Origin of the sequence: Phytohabitans kaempferiae (genome assembly GCF_042433955.1) — a bacterium.
Taxonomy (GTDB): domain Bacteria; phylum Actinomycetota; class Actinomycetes; order Mycobacteriales; family Micromonosporaceae; genus Phytohabitans; species Phytohabitans kaempferiae.
The window spans coordinates 200,879-218,122 of sequence record NZ_JBHLUH010000004.1; the positions used below are offsets into that span (position 1 = coordinate 200,879).

The window sequence follows — 17,244 nt, forward strand, 5'->3', positions numbered from 1 at the left end:
GCTCCTTACGCGACTGTGCGGGTGTGGCGACCGGCCCGGCCGCCACACCCGTCGCCGTCGTCAGCGAATCAGACCTTCGGCAGCAGGTCGACGGAGATGATCTGCTCCGGCGTGATGCCGGCCGGGATCTGCCCGGCGCCCTGGAGGATCGCGATGCTCCGGGCCACGCGCTGCGTGTCGATGGTGCCGACCTTCTCGCCGCTGCCCGCGGAGCGGACGAACGAGGCCATCAGCTCGATCTCGGCCTTCGCGGCCGCCTCGACGGTCGCCGGCTCGTACTTCTTGAGGATGGTCGCGGCCTCCTGGGGGTTGGCCAGCGAGTACTCCAGGCCCTTGAGCAGCGCCCCGGTGAACCGCTTGACCTCCTCCGGCTTCTCCTTCGCGTTCTTCGTCGAAGTCGCCAGCACGTTGCCGTACAGGTCGGTGAGGTAGTCGCTGTACGGCAGGAAGGTCGGCTCCTTCTTGGTCACCGCGGCGATCGTCGGCCGGCCGACCACGAACTGCCCGATGCCGTCGACCTTGCCAGAGGCCAGCGTGCCGATCAGCTCCGCCGCCTGGCCGTCCTGCCAATCCACCTTGTTGTAGTCGATGTTCGCGAGCTTCGCGTACGTCGGGAAGAGGTTGCGGACGACGGAGCCGGGGGTGTCGGCGAGCTTCTTACCCTCCAGGTCCTTCGGCGTCTTGATGCCCTTGTCCGCCGTCGAGGCGATGGCGGCCATCGTGCGCTGCTGGATCGCGGCGACCACGGTGAAGTCCTTGCTGGCGTCCGGCTGGCCGAAGCTGAGCAGGCCACCGGTCAGGTCGATCGGCGTGTAGTCAGCTTGGCCGGTGACGACCAGTTTGATATTTCCGCCCGTACCCTGACCTTTCTGGATAGTCACGTCAAAACCGGCTTCGCGGAAGAAGCCCTTTTCGAGTGCGACGTGGGCGTACGCGTCACGACCGAAGGCGCCGAATGACGTGAGGTACGTCACCTTTACCAGTTCACCAGAGCCCGCGTTGTTGCCGGTCTCTTCCGGTTCGTCAGAGCTGCAACCGGTCACGACGGCCAGAGCCGTGGCCAGGGCGGCTACCGCGAACGTGCGGGTAACCCTTCTCATGAACAGGTTCCTTCCAACTGGAGGGGATGTTGGAGTGCCACGGCGCCACGGCCGAGGGGTGGCCGCGATGCCGTTCATGAATGTCGCGCCACAGCGTAGGCGAAAGGCTGGTTTGCGACGCAAGGCGTATCGGGTTACGAACCGATCCCGGCCGGGGTATCGCGGCGTAACCGGATCCCGCTAACCTGACCGCGTCCAATCACCCTCGTCCGATCGGCTGGCCCGATCCATAGCATGAGCAGGCGGTTACCGTGCGGGTCTGCGTGTTTACAGAACCACATCGCGGGGCCACGTACGACGATCAGCTCCGGCTCGCCCGCCTCGCCGAAGACGCGGGGTTCGAGGGCTATTTGCGCGCCGATCACTACCAGGCGATGGGCCCCGAGGCGGTGCCGCCCGGCCCCACCGACGCCTGGATCACGCTGGCCGGCCTGGCCCGCGAGACCTCCCGCATCCGGCTCGGCACGCTGGTGTCGTCGGTGACGTTCCGGCAGCCCGCGCCGCTGGCCATCGCGGTGGCGCAGGTCGACCAGATGAGCGGCGGCCGCGTCGAGCTGGGCCTGGGCACGGGGTGGTACCAGCGCGAGCACGTGTCATACGGCATCCCGTTCCCGCCCACCGGCGAGCGCTTCGACATCCTCGCCGAGCAGTTGGCGGTCATCTCCGGGCTGTGGGGCACGCCGGTCGAGGAGACGTTCAGCTTCAAGGGCGAGCACTACCAGCTCGTCGACGCGCCGCCGCTGCCCCGGCCGGTGCAGGTGCCGGGCCCGCCGATCATCATCGGTGGCCGCGGTCCCAAGCGCACCCCGGAGATCGCCGCGCGCTACGCCGACGAGTTCAACATGCCCTTCAAGACGGTGGCCGAGTCCAAGGGCGCGTTCGAGCGGGTGCAGGCCGTCGCCGAAAAGCTCGGTCGGGCCGAGTCCGGCAAGTCCCCGCTCGTACTCTCGGCGGGCATCGTCGTCGCGGTCGGCCGCACCGACGCCGAGGCGCAGCGGCGCGCGGCGCCCCTGCACGTGCCGAGCGCCCTCCCGCCGGAAGACCCGGTGGTCGGCTCGCCGGCCCAGCTCGTCGAGCGGATCGGCGAGTTCGCGGAGATCGGGGTGACCCGGGTCCACCTGCGGTTCATCGAGATTTCCGACGTCGACCACGTGGAGCTGGTGGCGTCCGAGGTGCTCCCGCAGGTCGTCGGCTTGTGAACACCTCGACGGCCGTCGCTGCCCGTGCGCTGGGGCGCGACGACCGTTTCGCGTGCAGTCGCCGGCCGATCACCCAGTGCGAAATGACCATGGCGCCGTGGGCCACGCGCGTCCTTCCCGTTAGCCTTGCACCGGCGGACCGCCCCGGGTAGGGAGCACACGATGATTCGACTGGCCGGAGTTTCCCAGATTTTCCAGGCGCGCTCGGGCGCCGTGGAGGCGTTGCGAAACATCAATCTGACCGTCGCCGAGGGTGAGTTCGTGGCCGTCATCGGCCGTTCCGGCTGCGGTAAGTCCACTTTGCTCCGGCTGATCGCGGGCCTCATCGCGCCCAGCGCCGGCGAGGTCTCGGTCGGCGACACACGGGTCACCAAGCCCCGCAAGGACATCGCGATGATGTTCCAGCGGCCGGCCCTGCTGCCGTGGCGCTCGGTGCTCGACAACGTGCTGCTGCCGGTCGAGATGTTCGGCTGGAAGCGGGCCGACCACCGCAAGCGGGCCGAGGAGCTGCTCGACATGGTGGGGCTCGCCGACTTCCACAAGAAGCAGCCGCACGAGCTCTCCGGCGGCATGCAGCAGCGCGTCGCGCTCTGCCGGGCGCTCATCCAGCGGCCCAAGGTCATGCTGATGGACGAGCCGTTCTCCGCATTGGACGCGCTCACCCGCGAGGAGCTGTCGACCGAACTCCAGCGCGTGCACATGGATCTGGGCGCCACCACCGTCTTCGTCACGCACTCGATCGAGGAGGCCGTGCTCCTCGCCGACCGGGTCATCGTGCTCAGCCCGCGCCCCGGGCGTCTGCGGCAGATCGTCGACGTCAACATCCCGCGGCCACGCTCGCTGGGGCACAACGCCTACCTGGACGAGGTCGCGCGGTGCAGCGCCGAGCTGCACGAGCTGCTGCTCGCGCCGGACGGCCCACCTGGGGCGCCGGAGGCCCATCAGGCGCCGCCCCAGCAGCGCCGCGCCCACGAGAAGGTCTGATTCTTAAGGGAGTTTCAGCGGGTCCTGGGAAGTGCGTCAAGCCACCACCGCTCGGGTAGCGGGCCGGGTCGGCGACCCGTAACGTGCCTGACATGGCCATCCGTACGTGGAGCCGCGTGCTCCTCGCCGCGCTCGGCGTCGCCATGCTGGCGGCTGCCAGCCAGCTCGGTGTGGCCTTCGGCCTCGGCATCGTCCGGCTGAGCCGCACCTTCGCGGTCGACCAGGAAAACCAGTGGACCGCGCAGATGGCCTGGGTCACCTGGTTCGCCATGGTGGCCGCTGTGGCCGGTGCGATCGCGGCCGACCGGATGGCCCGGCGCCACGGTTACGAGGGCGGCACCGGCTCCCGCATCGCATACTCGCTCTTCGCCGGTCTCGGCGCGGCCGTGCTGGTGCCACTCTGCATGCAGCCCGCACGCTTCGCCCTGGTGCGCGCCACCGATCCCGTTCTCGTGATCGGACTCTCGGCCGCGCTGGGCGCGGTGGCCGGCGTGTTCGTGGCGCTGGCGGCACTCAGCTACCAGCCTCTGTTGTGGAACGTCGTGGCCGTCACCGCCGCCGCCTGGCTGCTCGCCCTGATCTCGGTCATCCCGTCACTCAGCCCTGGCGACCCGCTGCCCGAGATCCGCCTCGGCGTGCTCGACCTGGCCTCACTGAGCGCCGGCGCCGCGCAGAGCTCCGGGGTGGTGACGATGCCGCTGCTCGCGCTCGCGCTGGGCGCCGCCACGGCGGGCATCGGCCGCTGGCTGGGCCGCCCCCACGTGACGATCGCGGCGTCCGGCCTCATCGGCCCGGCGATGCTCTGCCTGGCCTACCTGGTGGCCGGCCCGGGGAGCAGCACCGACAAGTTCCAGGCCGCGCCGTACTGGGGCGCGCTGGTCGCGGTCGGCGCCGGCACGCTCGGCTCGGTCCTCGCCACGGTCGTGCGCCGCCCGGCCCCGAGCCCCGCGAGCGGCGACGAGCCCGCCTCGTCCCCCGCCGCAGCATCCGCCTCCTCCTCCGCCGCCACCACGGCGGAGCCGGCGGGCGCGCGTCCGGACGAGCCCGGCATCGAGCCGGTCTTTCGCGAGCCACCGACCGGTGAGTGGAGCGTGCCTCTCCCCCGCCACAGCGCAGACCCGGACAAATCCCCAGCGTCGGGTCCGGCAGCCGCTGACGAGACGACCGATTCGCTGCCCACCATCGAGCCACAGGGCAGGGGTGGCGAGGGCGCGTCGAGTGGTGGCATCTTCGACGGCCCGACGGCAGACCTCGCGGCGCCGTCCCCACCGTCCCCGCCGCCTCCGGCCCGCCCAGCGGCGCCGCCCCCGGTCCGCGCGTCGCGACGCCCGTCCACGGCTCGCGACCCCGGCGCCGCCGAGGCCGCGACCGCCTTCTCCGCCGGCCGCCGAGCCGCTGGCTACTCGACCGGCGAGCTTCCCATCTACGGCCCCGGCGACGACCGCGGAGGCCGTGCGGGCACGCCAAGCGCCCGAGGCCGGCGTGGCAGCGGCCTCGCGGAGGAGCCCAGTGGGCGCAAGGCACGCAAGCGGGGCAAGACCGCCGGCGAGACCGACGCGCCCAGCCCCGAGCAGCCCACCGACGAAGCCTCCCGCCAGCGCCGTGGCCTCTTCGGTCGACGGCGCTCCAGCCCACCGCCCGTCGAGCCCGCCGAGAAGCTGGACGTCCCCGCCCAGCGCGGCGGCCAGCCCCGCCCCGAGGTCCCGTTGAAGCCGCGCGACGAGGAGTACGTCGACTGGGTCAGCGGCCTCTCCGGCCGCGAGCCCGACCCTCGCGACCCGGCCCGCTGACCCTACGCTCGCGCTCGCCGCCGGTTCGGCTGTTGCAGGCTTTGTTCGCCAGATTGCGGACCAGATGTCGCCGAGTTTTGGCGCAGCGGGGCTCATTCGTATCGCGGCGCGTCCCGTCGGCGTTCGTACTCGGTGACCGTCGGGACGACGGGGAGCACGAGCAGCAGGATTAGGTACGCGACGCCAAGTAGCCCTCCGGAGAACAGAGTCAGCAGCAGTACGACGGTTCGGACCCAGTCGACGTCAAACTCGCCGTACGCCGCGATGCCGAGGCAGATGCCGCCAAACCATTTACCATCGTTGATCCTACAGAAGAACCGGCCACGCGCCCTCCCCTCTGGGGATGGTGGCGAAGGGCTGGCTGAGCTCACCGGCCCGAGCTCAGTTCAGGATCCGGCTGGTCGCGATGGCGGCGTACCCGCTCGCGCTCGGTTTCGGGGTACGGGAGAACGTCTCTCTGTCCACTGAGTGGAGTCCGAAGTGGAAGGTGTCGAAGCCGGCGGTCCACTCGAAGTTGTCCAGCAGGGTCCAGTGGCAGTAGCCGAGCACCGGTACGCCGTCGTCAATCACGTCGAGCAGGCCGGCCAGCGACGGTTCGATGAAGGCCGCCCGCAGGTCGTCGTCTTCGATGCCGATGCCGTGCTCGGTCACGAAAACCGGCACGCCGCTGATCTCGTGTGCGTACCGCACGGCGCCCTCAAGCGACGCGGTGTCGATCGCCGAGCCCAACTGGTTGAGGGTAGCCCCCTGCGGCGGCGGCAACAGCCCGTCGGCGTCGTAGACAGCGCTCTCGTAGTTCTGGACGCCGATGAAGTCGTCTTCGCGGGCCAGCCGCAGCCAGTGGTCGTACACCTCGGCACGCTTGCGGTCGCGCAGCGTCGCGTCGTCGCCCGCAACACGGTCGTCCACTATCGCGATGGACAAGCCCACGGCCAGGTCGGGCCGCCTAGCCTTGAGCGCTGCCCGGGCGGCGAGGTGGCCCGCCGTCATGCCATCCCGCATGGCGTCGAATTCTTCCGGCAGCATGATATTGCTGACCCGGTAGCGGGGCACGCCCGCGGCGGCGCTGGCCGCCTCCAGCATGGCCCGCTCCAACTTCCGGACGGATGCCGACAGGCCCACCCAGGACAGTAGCTGCGGCAGGTTCGGTTCGTTGAGCGTGACGGCCGCGGTGATCCGGTCACCGAAGTGATCCATCACCTTGTCGCAGTACCGGGCGAACAGCTCCGGTGCGGCGGGATCCAGCCAGCCGCCGCGCTTGGCGAACCAATGTGGACAGGTCATGTGGTTGACAGTTACCACCGGAGCGAGGCCCCGCTGGGAGCAGCTATCGACAATCGCCGCATAGTGGTCTAAAACCTCGCTGGAGAAGGTGCCCTCCCGCGGCTCGACCCTGGCCCACTCCACCGAGAACCGGAAGGCGCCCAGCCCCATGGCCTGAACCAGATCGAGGTCTTCCCGCCACAGTTCCCAACTGTTGCAGGCGCGGCCGGAGCGTTCGGCGAATACCGTCGGCTGGACGTTTTCCAAGAACCAGGTGTCGCTGCTGGTGTTATCCCCCTCGGTTTGGTGACCGGAGGTTGCGACACCGAAGAGGAAGCTGTCAGGGAAGCGCCTCATACGGCTCATCATCCCTCGACCGCCCCAAGATCGGACGCATTGATTCCGGCAGATATACGCGAGGCGCCGTCATTCGCCATGACAGCCGATGTCCACGGCCACCGCGCTAGCGAGCTTTCGGGCGGAGGGCGGTGTCTGTCTACAAGTCCCGCGCAGCCAGAGCAAGCACAAACCTGTGGGGCCGCCTCCCCAACGGAAGCGGCCCCACACCAAATCACGGCTTGCGGGCCACCACCACGCCGTTCGCGCCGGGGGCGTCGAAAAGCACCACATGCGCGTCGACGAAGCCGGCGTCCGTCAGCCACTCCTTGTACTCGGTCTCCGAGTAATTACGGCCGCCCTCGGTTTCGACCAGCATGTTCATGCCCATCAGAGCGGCCTCCGCCGGCCCGGTGCGGTCGGCGTTGAGCAGCAGCTCGGACACCACCACCGCACCGCCCGAGGGGAGGGCGGCGTAGCACTTCGCGAGCAGCTCGCGGTTTGTCGGCTCGTCCCAGTCGTGCAGGATCATGCTGAGCAGCACCACGTCGTAGCCGACGGGCAGCGTCTCGTCGTGCAGGAAGTTGCCCGCCACCGTGTCGACACGGTCGGCGAGTCCGGCCGCGGCGGCCTTCTCGGCGGCGATCGGCACCACGTGCGGCAGGTCGAAGACCGTGGCCCGCAGCCCGGGGTAGCGCCGGCACAGCTCGATCGGGTAGGCGCCGGAGCCACCGCCCACGTCCAGCAGCCGCGTGTGCGCACCGAAGTCGTACGCCTCGCCCAGCGCGCGGGCGGTGAAGATGGACGTCGAGTACATCGCCTCCCAGAAGAGCGCGAGGATCTGCGGGTCCTCAGTCTCGAACATCGACGCGTGCGTGTCCGGGTCCCAGGTCAGGGGCCGGTCGGTGCGCAGGGCGTCGCCGATCCGGTGCCAGGCGAGGTAGGTGCGCTTGTCGCAGTAGCGCACCTGGCCACCGAAGTAGTACGGCTTGCCGGCGACCAGGAACTCCTCGGCCAGCGCCGAGTTGCGGTAACCGTCGCCGTCGCGCTCCAGCAGGCCGAGCGAGGCGCACGCGGCGAACAGGAGGTCGGCGGGACGGTCGGCAAGGCCCAACTCAGCCGCTGCCTTCTCGACAGTGATGCTCTTGCCGCCGGCCAATCTGGTGAACAGGTCAAGCTCGACGGCAGCAGCGAACGTCTTGAAGCTCCAAAAACCGGACACGAGGCGCATGAGGGGAGTTGGCGTCAGCATTCGGACATGCTACAAAGCTCAACTAACGCAGTCATCCCCCACAATGTGAACTTTTTCGATCACTGCGCCAGTGGCAGGTAGACCTTCCCGCCGGCCTCCACGAACTCCTCGGACTTCTCCTTCATCCCCTTCTCCGCGTACGCCTTCAGCTCCTGCGTGATTTTCATCGAGCAGAACTTGGGGCCACACATCGAGCAGAAGTGGGCCGTCTTGGCGGGCGCGGCGGGGAGCGTCGCGTCGTGGTACGCGCGGGCGGTCTCCGGGTCAAGCGCCAGGTTGAACTGGTCCTCCCAGCGAAACTCGAAGCGCGCCTTGGAGAGCGCGTCGTCCCACGCCTGGGCGCGGGGATGCCCCTTGGCCAGATCGGCGGCGTGCGCGGCGATCTTGTACGCGATCACGCCGGCCTTCACGTCGTCGCGGTCGGGCAGGCCCAGGTGCTCCTTGGGCGTGACGTAGCAGAGCATCGCGGTGCCGTACATGCCGATCATCGCGGCCCCGATCGCCGAGGTGATGTGGTCGTACGCGGGCGCGATGTCGGTGGTCAGCGGCCCGAGCGTGTAGAACGGCGCCTCGTGGCACACCTCCTGCTGGAGGTCGACGTTCTCCTTGATCTTGTGCATCGGCACGTGGCCGGGGCCCTCGATCATCACCTGCACGTCGTGCTCCCACGCGACCTTCGTCAGCTCGCCGAGCGTGCGCAGTTCGGCGAACTGCGCCTCGTCGTTGGCGTCCGCGATCGAGCCGGGACGCAGTCCGTCACCGAGCGAGAACGTGACGTCGTACCGGGAAAGGATCTCGCACAGCTCGGCGAAGTTGGTGTAGAGGAAGTTCTCCTCGTGGTGCGCGAGGCACCAGGCCGCCATGATCGAGCCACCGCGGGAGACGATGCCGGTGACCCGGTCGACGGCGAGCGGCACGTACCGCATGAGCACGCCCGCGTGCACCGTCATGTAGTCGACGCCCTGCTCACACTGCTCGATGACGGTCTCCCGGAAGACCTCCCAGGAGAGCTTGACCGGGTCGCCACCGACCTTCTCCAGCGCCTGGTAGATGGGAACGGTGCCGATCGGCACGGCCGAGTTGCGGATGATCGCCTCGCGCGTCTCGTGGATCCGCTTGCCCGTGGACAGGTCCATCACGGTGTCCGCGCCCCACCGCGTGGCCCAGGTCAGCTTCTCCACCTCCTCGGCGATGGAGGAGGTGACCGCGGAGGTGCCGATGTTCGCGTTGACCTTCACGAGGAAGCGGCGCCCGATGATCATCGGCTCGGACTCGGGGTGGTTGACGTTGGCCGGCAGCACCGCCCGCCCGGCCGCGATCTCGTCGCGCACCAGCTCGGCCGAGACGTCTTCGCGGATCGCCACGAACTCCATCTCGGGCGTGACCACGCCGGCCCGCGCGTACGCCAACTGAGTCGGGCGGGAGCCGGCCAGCGGTGTGCCAGCGCCCCGCACCGGCGCGACGTCACCGCGCTCGGCGATCCACGGACCGCGCATTGGCGGCAGCCCGACCTCCGGGTCCGAACCGGGGCCGGACGTGTCGTACAGCCGGACCGGCGGCTCACCACCGGTCAGGTCCACCTCGGCGAACGGCACCCGCATGTCCGGGCGAGATCCCTCCACGTACACCTTGCGACGCACTGACATCGAACCTCCTACATCGACTTCCAATCGAGGTGATCGAGCGGCCCCGTGCCGCCGCCCAGCTTCCAGTCGCGGGCGCCGGCGAGTGCCCGTGCGACGTACTGCTTCGCGAACGTGAGCGCGTCCAGCACCTGGTCGCCCAGCGCCAGCCGCGCGGCGATCGCCGCCGAGAACGTGCAGCCCGTGCCGTGGGTGTTGGACGTGACGATGCGCGGGTATCGCAGGAAGCGGGTCCCCGCCTCCGTCCACACCGCGTCGACGGCCTCGTCGCCGGCCACCATGTCGCCGCCGGTCACCACCACGAACTTCGGCCCGCCCGCCGCCAGTTGCCCGGCCGCGCCCGCCATGTCGGTAGGCGTGGCGACCGGCCAGCCGACCAGGGCCGACGCCTCCTCCCGGTTGGGCGTGGCGACCAGCGCGTACGGCAGCAGCCGCTCGATCGCGCCCACCACGCCGAGGCGGCGCCCGCTGGAGGAGGCGAGCACGGGGTCGACGACCAGGTTGGGCAGCAGCCCCGCGCGGGCCTTGGCGAGCACGGCCGCGGCCACCTCGGCGGTGGCGAGCATGCCGGTCTTGGTCGCGGCCGGTGGCAGGTCGTCGAGGAGCGAGTTGAGCTGGGCGCTGGCGACATTGCCCGGCATCGGGTAGACGTCCTGCACGCCGCGCGTGTTCTGCGCGGTGGCGGCGGTGACGACCGACGTGCCGTACACGCGCAGCGCCGCGAAGACCTTGAGGTCGGCCTGGATGCCGGCGCCCCCGCCCGAGTCGGAGCCGGCGATGGTGAGCGCGATCGGAGGTGTCATGACCACACCCCACCCCGGCCGGCGGGGGTTTTGACGGACAGCGTCGCACTGCTCAGGTCACGAACCACCGCCGCCGGGTCGTCCGCCCGCATCACCGCGCCCATCACGGCGACTCCGGCGGCACCGGCGGAGAGGCAGCCGGCCGCGTTCTGCGGTGTGATCCCGCCGAGCGCGAGCACCGGCGCGGGCGAGCGGGCCACCAGCCGCGCGAGGCCGTCGAGCCCCAGCGGAGGGCCGTATCCGGGCTTCGACGGCGTCGGGAAGACCGGCGACACCATCGCGTAGTGCTCGCGCGACAGCCGCGACAGCTCGCCCTCGTCGTGGCACGATCGCCCGACGAGCGCCAGCTCCGGCGGCGGATACGGCCCCGCCGCCGCCAGGTGCACCGCGCTCCCGCCGAGCGGGTCCGGCCCCGCCACGATCAGCCGACCACCAACATCCGCGAGCACCGCGCGCAGGGCCTCCGCCAGCGCCGCACGCTCATCGGGCGGCATGTCCTTCTCCCTGAGTACGACCCAGCGGGCCCCGCCCTCGACAGAGGCCGCGACGGTCTCCACGAGCGGCCGGCGCGCCATCCGCCGGTCGGTGAGCACGACTATCCCGTGTGGACTCACAGGTCCGGCCTGCCTTCGTCCGGCGTGGACGCGAGCGCGTGGAAGCGCCGCGGGATCCGCCCCGCCCGCGCCGCGAGCCGCCCCGCCTCGATCGCGTGCCGAATCGCCGCCGCCATCCGCACCGGATCGGCGGCACGGGTGATCGCGCTGGCCGCCATCACCGCGTCGCAGCCCAGCTCCATGGCGAGCGCGGCGTCCGAGGCGGTGCCGATGCCCGCGTCGAGGATCACCGGCAGGTCGACCGACTGGCGGATCAGCTGGATGTGGTGCGGGTTGGAGAGGCCCAGCCCAGAGCCGATCGGCGAGCCGGCCGGCATCACCCCCGCGCACCCCGCGTCGGCCAGGCGGCGGGCCAGCACCGGGTCGTCGGTGGTGTACGGCAGCACCTGGAACCCGTCCGCCACCAGCTCCTCGGCCGCCCGCAGCAGCTCCACGCCGTCCGGCAGCAGTGTGCGCTCGTCGCCGATCACCTCGAGCTTCACCCACGGCGTCTCGAACGCCTCGCGCGCCAGGTGGGCGACCTTGACCGCCTCCCGCGCGGTGTAGCAGCCGGCGGTGTTGGGCAGGACGCGTACGCCGCAGCGCTCCAGCATGTCGAGCAGGCCGCCGTTCATCGTGGCGGCGGTGTCGACCCGGCGGAGGGCCACGGTGACCAGCTCGGTGCCGCTCTCCTTGATCGCCCGCTCAAGGATGTCCAAATTGGACGCTCCACCGGTGCCCATGATCAGCCTTGAGCGCAGCTCCACGCCCGCGATCTTCGGAACTCCGCCGTTCAATGCCATGTCAGCCCCCTTGGGCCGCGGTCAGCACCTCGACCTGGTCGCCCTCGCGCAGCGCCGCGCCCGGCCAGCCGGCCCGCGGCACCACCTCGCCGTTGACCGCGACCGCGACGCCCCGCGCCACCGTGGTCACCGCCCGGACCACGTCCGCGACGGTCGCCCCGTCGGGCAGGGCGTGCGCGCTGCCGTTCACCACTACCTTCATGCGAACCTCCCAGGCGCGAACGGCCCCAACATCGGATCCGGCACTCCCGTCTCCACCAGGTCGGCGACGAGATCGGCGGTGACCGGGGTGAGCACGATGCCGTGCCGGTAGTGGCCGGTCGCCACGATCACGCCCTCGCCCACCGCCCCGATCAGCGGCGCGTTGTCGGGCGTACCGGGGCGGTGGCCGGCGATCGCCTCGACCAGCTCGTACTCGTTGATCTCCGGCACCAGGTCGGCGGCGGCGCGCAGCAGCTCGCTCACACCGCCGGCGGTGACGTGCGCGTCAGTGCGCTCCTCCACGGTCGCGCCCACGACCACCTCCCCGTCGAGCCGCGGTACGAGGTAGGCGTGACGGCCGTCCGCGTACCCGCGAATGACGTGGGAGAAGCCCGGCGGCTGGTGGCCGGGCGCGCGGAGGCGGAGGATCTGGCCCTTGACCGGACGGACCGGAACCCCGGCGACGGCGGCCGAGCCGGTGCCGGCCGCGACGACGGTGATCCGCGCGGGGCGCGGCTCGCGGACGATGGCCGCGCCGGCCGAGGTCGCCGCGCCGCGGAGTGCGGGCACGAGCCGGCGCGGGTCGACCTGGTGGTCGTCGGGCGCGTACGCGCCACCGCGCACGCGCGGCGAGAGCAGGGGCTCGCGGTCGCGCAGCTCGCCCGGTCGCTGTGGCGTGATCGGGAGTCCGAGACTTTCCTGGTACACGCGCAGCCGCTCGACCTCGGCCAGATCGTCGCCGGTCAGCGCGACGACGAGCGTGCCGCTCGCGCGGTAGCCGATCTCCTCCGCGCCCAGCTCGGCGGCGAAGCCCGGCCACCGCCGCGCCGACTCGACGAGGAGGGCGGTGAGCGCGCCCTCGCCGAAGTAGGACTCGGAGACCGGCCCGAGCATGCCGGCGGCCGCGTGCCACGCGCCGGGCAGCCCGTCGTCGGCCACCTCCACCGTCATGCCCCGCGCGGCGCACCGCCAGGCGATCGCCAGCCCGATGGGGCCGGCGCCGACGACGGTGACGTCGTTCATCGGAGGGCGTCCCAGAGTTTCCTGGTGGCCTCGACCGGATCCGGTGCGCCGGAGAGCGCGCCGATCACGGCCACGCCGTGCGCGCCCGCGGCCCGCAGATCCGGTATCCGCTCGGCCGTCACCCCCGCGATCGCGATCACGGGAACGCCCGCCGCGCCGGCCACCGCCGCGACCCCCTCGATCCCGATCGGTGGCGGGAGGCCGTCCTTGGTCGTGGTCGCGTACGCCGGCCCGACGCCCAGGTAGGTGGCGCCGGCGTCGACGGCCGCCTTCGCGCTCGCCGGCTCGCGCGCGGTCGCGCCGAGGATCGCCCGCGGCCCGAGCACGCGCCGCGCTGCCTCGACCGGCAGGTCGAGCGCGCCCACGTGCCCACCGTCCGCTCCCACGGCCAGCGCGATGTGCAGGCGGTCGTTGACCAGGCAGGTCGCCCCGGCTTCGGCGCAGAACGCCCTTACCCGCGTGGCCAGGTCGTATGCGTCGCGGTCGGTCGCCTCGTCCTCCACGCGCACCTGCACCGCGAGCCCCGCGCCGGCGACGGCGAGCGCGGCGGCGACGACTGCCAGCGGGTCACGGCCCGGACGGGTGTCGGTGATGAGATGTAGCCGAGGAAACGGCCGCATGCAGCACTCCTCCCTGCGCCGGCATTACCCGGATCAGGTTCGACGGTCGAGGGCTGCATGCCCTCCTCTCAGCCCGGTGCACCGGGCTCCCGTGGGTCACTCCTTCGGCGAGAGTACGACGCCGTCAACGCCCTCGTAAAGAGGAGCACGCATGAGACGCCGGTTACGCCGCCGTGTGTGGAGGATGTCCCACCGCGGGTCAGGCTACGTCGACTGTGGTGCGTACCGTGGCCTGGTTGAGGTCGTCCAGCCGGATTGTGAGGCTGAGTTCCCACTCGCCGGGGTAGGGGAAGGTGATCGCGCCAATGCCCTGGTTGTCGCGGATGGAGACGACATCGTTCGGGATCGGCGGGATGCCCTTCTCCGGGAGCGCGGCGGTCACCTTCCACTCGGCGACGCTGACCGGCTTGCCCTGCGGCGTGTAGACGAACGCGTGCAGCGTGTTGTTCTCGCCGAGCTGCACCGGAAAGATCTCGAACTGCACCGAGAAGATGTCGCTGTTGAGCGTCGTGGAGTAGCCCACCGCCTCGGCGGCGGCCCGCGCCTCGATGTCGGCCGAGCGCCCCGGCGTGGTCTGCACGAGCACCGAGCTGGCCGCGAGCACCACGGCCGCCAGCCCCAGCTCCGCCGCGACCAGCCGGCCCAGCCGGTCGGGCGAGCGGCGCAGCACGAGCCGCCGGGAGAAGAAGGCGACCGCCAGCACCGCGCCGAGCAGGGCCACCTTGACGAGGATGAGCTGGCCGTACCGCGTGTCGAGCAGCGCGCCCGGCCCACCGATCTCGACGACCGCCTGCACCACGCCGCCGAGTACCAGCCAGCAGATCGCGACCGCCGCCCAGCGGGACCAGACCGGCAGTACGACACCGAGCACGCGGCGGTCCGCCCAGCCCTGGCGCAGTACGAAGCCGACCAGCACCACCAGGCCGCCGAGCCACACCGCCATGCTCGCCAGGTGCACCGCGTCCGCGACCGCCGAGACGGGCGGCACCGGCGAGGCGGCCGCGTGCCCGGCGAGCGGCCAGGTGAGCAGGCCCAACGCGCCGAGCAGCACCAGCGGCAGCGGTGACCGCCGCGCCGAGGTGCCGCCGCCTTCTCGTGCCGAGGTGCCGCCGGCCGGTGGTCGAGGGGTCGCGGGCGGCTGGTCGTCCGGGGGCAGCCCAGCGCCGCCCGACACGCCAGCGCCCACCGCGACCGCGGCACGCACCGGAGGCCGGGCCACCACCGTCAGCGGGGCGCGCAGTGGCGGGCTCGTCCGGAGCAGCAGCACGACCGCGGCCAGCACCGCGAGCCGTACGCCCAGCCAGAGGCCGAACCCGCTCGTCGCCACGTCACGCAGCTCGCCGACCGACACGTCGAACGGCCCGGCGCCGGAGGTGTACGGCGCCTGCAACCAGAACGTGCCGAGCGTGCTCACCAGCACCAGACCGAGCCCGATCCGCACCAGCCGCAGGGGGCCGCGGGTCGGCGTGCGGCGGGGCCACAGGACCGCGAGGAAGAGCAGCGGCCCGACGACGAGCGTGAGCCCGACGTAGCCGGCGTACTTGGCGGTCGCCAGCAGCACGGCCACCGAGGGGTCGTCCTCCAGCGCCTTCGGAGCGGTCTGCGAGGGCGCGCCGACCGAGAACATGAAGCCGCCGGAGAGCGGATGCCCGTCGGCCGAGATGATGCGGTAGCTGACCAGGTACGTGCCGAGCGGCCGGTCGGCGACCCGTACATCCAGTGTGAGCGTGCCGCCGGAGGCTACCGGATCACCGGTGTTGATCCGCTTGCCGTCCGGGGCGATCACCTGCGTGCGGCCCGGGATCACCCGCACCGGCTCGTTGAACGTGAGCGACACCTTGGTCGGCGACGAGCCGATCACCGAACCCTGCTCGGGCGTGGTCGAGACGAGTGCCGCGTGCGCGCTGGCCGGGGCGGCGGGCACGAGGATGGCCAGGCACAGCCCAGCGAACAGCGCGGCCAGCCACCGTCTCATGCACAGTGGTTCGGATCTGGGCGCCGGATGGTTCAATCCCAGACCGGCTCGGGCGACTCCTTCACCTCGCCGTCGCCGCCGAAGACCACGAACCGGTCGAACGAGCGCGTGAACCACCGGTCGTGCGTCACCGCCACCACCGTGCCGGCGAACGCAGCCAGCCCCTCCTCCAGCGCCTCCGCCGACGCCATGTCGAGGTTGTCGGTGGGCTCGTCGAGCAGCAGCAGCGTGGCGCCCGACAGCTCCAGCAGGAGTACGAGGAAGCGCGCCTGCTGCCCGCCGGAGAGCGTGCCGAACCGCTGGTCGCCCTGCCCGGCCAGGTCGTACCGGTTGAGCGCCTTCATCGCGGCGTGCCGGTCCATCCCGTCGCGGTGGTCGTCGCCGCGCCACAGGATCTCGACCGGCGTCTGCTCCTGAAGGTCGGGGCGGTCGTGGGTCTGCGAGAAGTGCCCGGCGCGCACCCGGGCACCGAGCCGTACCTGACCCTCGTGGGCGACCGGCGCATGCACCACCCCGTCCACCGGCGAGATGCCGGCGAGCAGCCGCAGGAAGTGCGACTTGCCGGTGCCGTTGGCGCCCAGCACCGCGACCCGGTCGCCGTACCAGATCTCCAGGTCGAAGGGGTAGGTGAGCCCGTCGAGCTCGAGCTGCTCGCACATCACCGCCCGCTTGCCGGTGCGCCCGCCGGTGAGGCGGATCCGGATGTCCTGGTCGCGCGGGGGCAGTGGCGGCGGTCCCGCCTCCTCGAACTTGCGCAGCCGGGTCTGCGCGGCCTGGTAGCGCGAGGCCATGCCGTCGTTGTACGCGGCCTTCTGCTTGTACATCAGCATCAGCTCGCGCAGCTTCTGGTGCTCCTCGTCCCAGCGCCGGCGCTGCTCCTCCAGCCGGTCGTGCCGGGCAGCACGGGCCTCGTGCCACGACGCGAAGCTGCCGGGATGGACCCACGCGCTGCCGCCCTCGACCGCGACGACCCGGTCGGCTGTCTGGGCGAGCAGCTCGCGGTCGTGCGAGACGTACAGCACGGACTTGGCCGACTCGCGCAGCCGCTCCTCCAGCCACCGCTTGCCCGGCACGTCGAGGAAGTTGTCCGGCTCGTCGAGCAGCAGCACCTCGTCGGTGCCGCGGAGCAGCAACTCCAGGGCGAAGCGCTTCTGCTGGCCGCCGGAGAGGGTGCGGACCGGGCGGTCGCGCACCTCGTCCCACGGCTTGCCGAGCACCAGCGTCGCCACGGTGTCGAAGAGGACCTCGGCGTCGTAGCCGCCGGTCTCACCCCAGGCGGCCAGCGCGTTCGCGTACGCGATCTGCTTGCGCTCGGCCGGGTCGGCGTGGACCGCGGCCTCGGCGGCGGCAAGCCGCTCGCCCGCCGCGCGCAGGGTCGGCGGCGCGAGCGAGAGGGCCATGTCGCGGAGCGTGGTCTCGTCACCGATCATGCCGATGAACTGCCGCATCACGCCCAGCCCGCCGGCTCGCGCGATCCCGCCGGTCACCACCGGGAGGTCACCGGCGACCATGCGCAGCAACGTGGTCTTGCCGGCGCCGTTGGGACCGACGAGCGCCACCTTCGCACCCTCGCCGACCCGGAACGAGACGTCGTGGAACAGCTCCCGGCCGTCGGGGAGCGTGTGTCCGACACCGGCGACGTCCACATAGCCCACGCCG

The 17,244-nt window shown here is 71.4% G+C and carries 16 protein-coding genes and 1 riboswitch; of the genes, 3 read left to right on the forward strand and 13 right to left on the reverse strand.

The annotated features are described in order from the left end of the window. Positions 1 to 68: 68 nt before the first annotated feature. Positions 69 to 1,100, reverse strand: a complete 1,032-nt coding sequence (locus ACFFIA_RS02025) for an ABC transporter substrate-binding protein (protein WP_377244358.1) — start codon at positions 1,098 to 1,100, stop codon at positions 69 to 71. Positions 1,101 to 1,351: 251 nt separating this feature from the next. Between ACFFIA_RS02025 and ACFFIA_RS02030 the strand changes: the two genes are divergently transcribed. From ACFFIA_RS02030 to ACFFIA_RS02040, 3 genes are all read left to right on the forward strand, one after another. After that, positions 1,352 to 2,299, forward strand: a complete 948-nt coding sequence (locus tag ACFFIA_RS02030; protein ID WP_377244361.1) for an LLM class F420-dependent oxidoreductase — start codon at positions 1,352 to 1,354, stop codon at positions 2,297 to 2,299. Positions 2,300 to 2,461: 162 nt separating this feature from the next. Continuing rightward, complete coding sequence (locus ACFFIA_RS02035) at positions 2,462 to 3,283, forward strand: ABC transporter ATP-binding protein (protein ID WP_377244364.1); 822 nt, start codon at positions 2,462 to 2,464, stop codon at positions 3,281 to 3,283. A 92-nt stretch (positions 3,284 to 3,375) separates the two neighbouring features. Next, entirely contained in the window at positions 3,376 to 5,073 is a 1,698-nt protein-coding gene (locus ACFFIA_RS02040; RefSeq protein ID WP_377244366.1) for a hypothetical protein, read from the forward strand. Between the two features lie 92 nt (positions 5,074 to 5,165). On the opposite strand, the gene ACFFIA_RS02045 is transcribed toward ACFFIA_RS02040, so the two are convergent. From ACFFIA_RS02045 to ACFFIA_RS02100, 12 genes are all read right to left on the reverse strand, one after another. Further along, positions 5,166 to 5,444, reverse strand: coding sequence for a PspC domain-containing protein (locus tag ACFFIA_RS02045; protein ID WP_377244369.1), 279 nt, complete (start codon positions 5,442 to 5,444; stop codon positions 5,166 to 5,168). Positions 5,445 to 5,454: 10 nt separating this feature from the next. Beyond that, the gene (locus ACFFIA_RS02050) at positions 5,455 to 6,693 is read right to left on the reverse strand and encodes a family 1 glycosylhydrolase (protein ID WP_377244372.1); all 1,239 of its coding nucleotides are present in this window, start codon (positions 6,691 to 6,693) and stop codon (positions 5,455 to 5,457) included. Positions 6,694 to 6,907: 214 nt separating this feature from the next. Further along, positions 6,908 to 7,924 carry a methyltransferase gene (locus tag ACFFIA_RS02055; protein WP_377244375.1) on the reverse strand — a complete coding sequence of 339 codons (1,017 nt, stop codon included), beginning with the start codon at positions 7,922 to 7,924 and terminating at the stop codon, positions 6,908 to 6,910. A gap of 59 nt (positions 7,925 to 7,983) precedes the next feature. After that, a complete protein-coding gene (gene thiC / locus ACFFIA_RS02060) occupies positions 7,984 to 9,570 on the reverse strand; it encodes a phosphomethylpyrimidine synthase ThiC (protein WP_377244378.1) in 1,587 nt (528 codons plus the stop codon). 8 nt (positions 9,571 to 9,578) lie between these two features. Beyond that, positions 9,579 to 10,370: a bifunctional hydroxymethylpyrimidine kinase/phosphomethylpyrimidine kinase gene (thiD, locus tag ACFFIA_RS02065; RefSeq protein WP_377244381.1), complete on the reverse strand. Its 792-nt coding sequence runs from the start codon at positions 10,368 to 10,370 to the stop codon at positions 9,579 to 9,581. After that, on the reverse strand, positions 10,367 to 10,984 hold the full coding sequence (locus tag ACFFIA_RS02070; RefSeq protein WP_377244384.1) for a thiamine phosphate synthase: 618 nt from the start codon (positions 10,982 to 10,984) through the stop codon (positions 10,367 to 10,369). The genes thiD and ACFFIA_RS02070 overlap by 4 nt, the downstream gene beginning before the upstream one ends. Beyond that, positions 10,981 to 11,766: a thiazole synthase gene (locus ACFFIA_RS02075; RefSeq protein ID WP_377244387.1), complete on the reverse strand. Its 786-nt coding sequence runs from the start codon at positions 11,764 to 11,766 to the stop codon at positions 10,981 to 10,983. Before ACFFIA_RS02075 ends, ACFFIA_RS02070 begins: the two co-directional genes overlap by 4 nt. 1 nt (position 11,767) lies before the next feature. Then, the gene (gene thiS / locus ACFFIA_RS02080; RefSeq protein WP_377244390.1) at positions 11,768 to 11,968 is read right to left on the reverse strand and encodes a sulfur carrier protein ThiS; all 201 of its coding nucleotides are present in this window, start codon (positions 11,966 to 11,968) and stop codon (positions 11,768 to 11,770) included. Next, on the reverse strand, positions 11,965 to 12,990 hold the full coding sequence (gene thiO, locus ACFFIA_RS02085) for a glycine oxidase ThiO (protein WP_377244393.1): 1,026 nt from the start codon (positions 12,988 to 12,990) through the stop codon (positions 11,965 to 11,967). Before thiO ends, thiS begins: the two co-directional genes overlap by 4 nt. Further along, positions 12,987 to 13,610 carry a thiamine phosphate synthase gene (gene thiE / locus ACFFIA_RS02090; protein ID WP_377244395.1) on the reverse strand — a complete coding sequence of 208 codons (624 nt, stop codon included), beginning with the start codon at positions 13,608 to 13,610 and terminating at the stop codon, positions 12,987 to 12,989. The genes thiO and thiE overlap by 4 nt, the downstream gene beginning before the upstream one ends. Further along, a riboswitch (TPP riboswitch) is annotated at positions 13,604 to 13,712 on the reverse strand. (Overlaps the previous gene by 7 nt.) Before the next feature lie 97 nt (positions 13,713 to 13,809). Next, entirely contained in the window at positions 13,810 to 15,585 is a 1,776-nt protein-coding gene (locus ACFFIA_RS02095) for a copper resistance CopC/CopD family protein (protein WP_377244398.1), read from the reverse strand. Positions 15,586 to 15,617: 32 nt separating this feature from the next. Then, complete coding sequence (locus ACFFIA_RS02100) at positions 15,618 to 17,240, reverse strand: ABC-F family ATP-binding cassette domain-containing protein (protein ID WP_377244401.1); 1,623 nt, start codon at positions 17,238 to 17,240, stop codon at positions 15,618 to 15,620. Between the last annotated feature and the right edge of the window lie 4 nt (positions 17,241 to 17,244).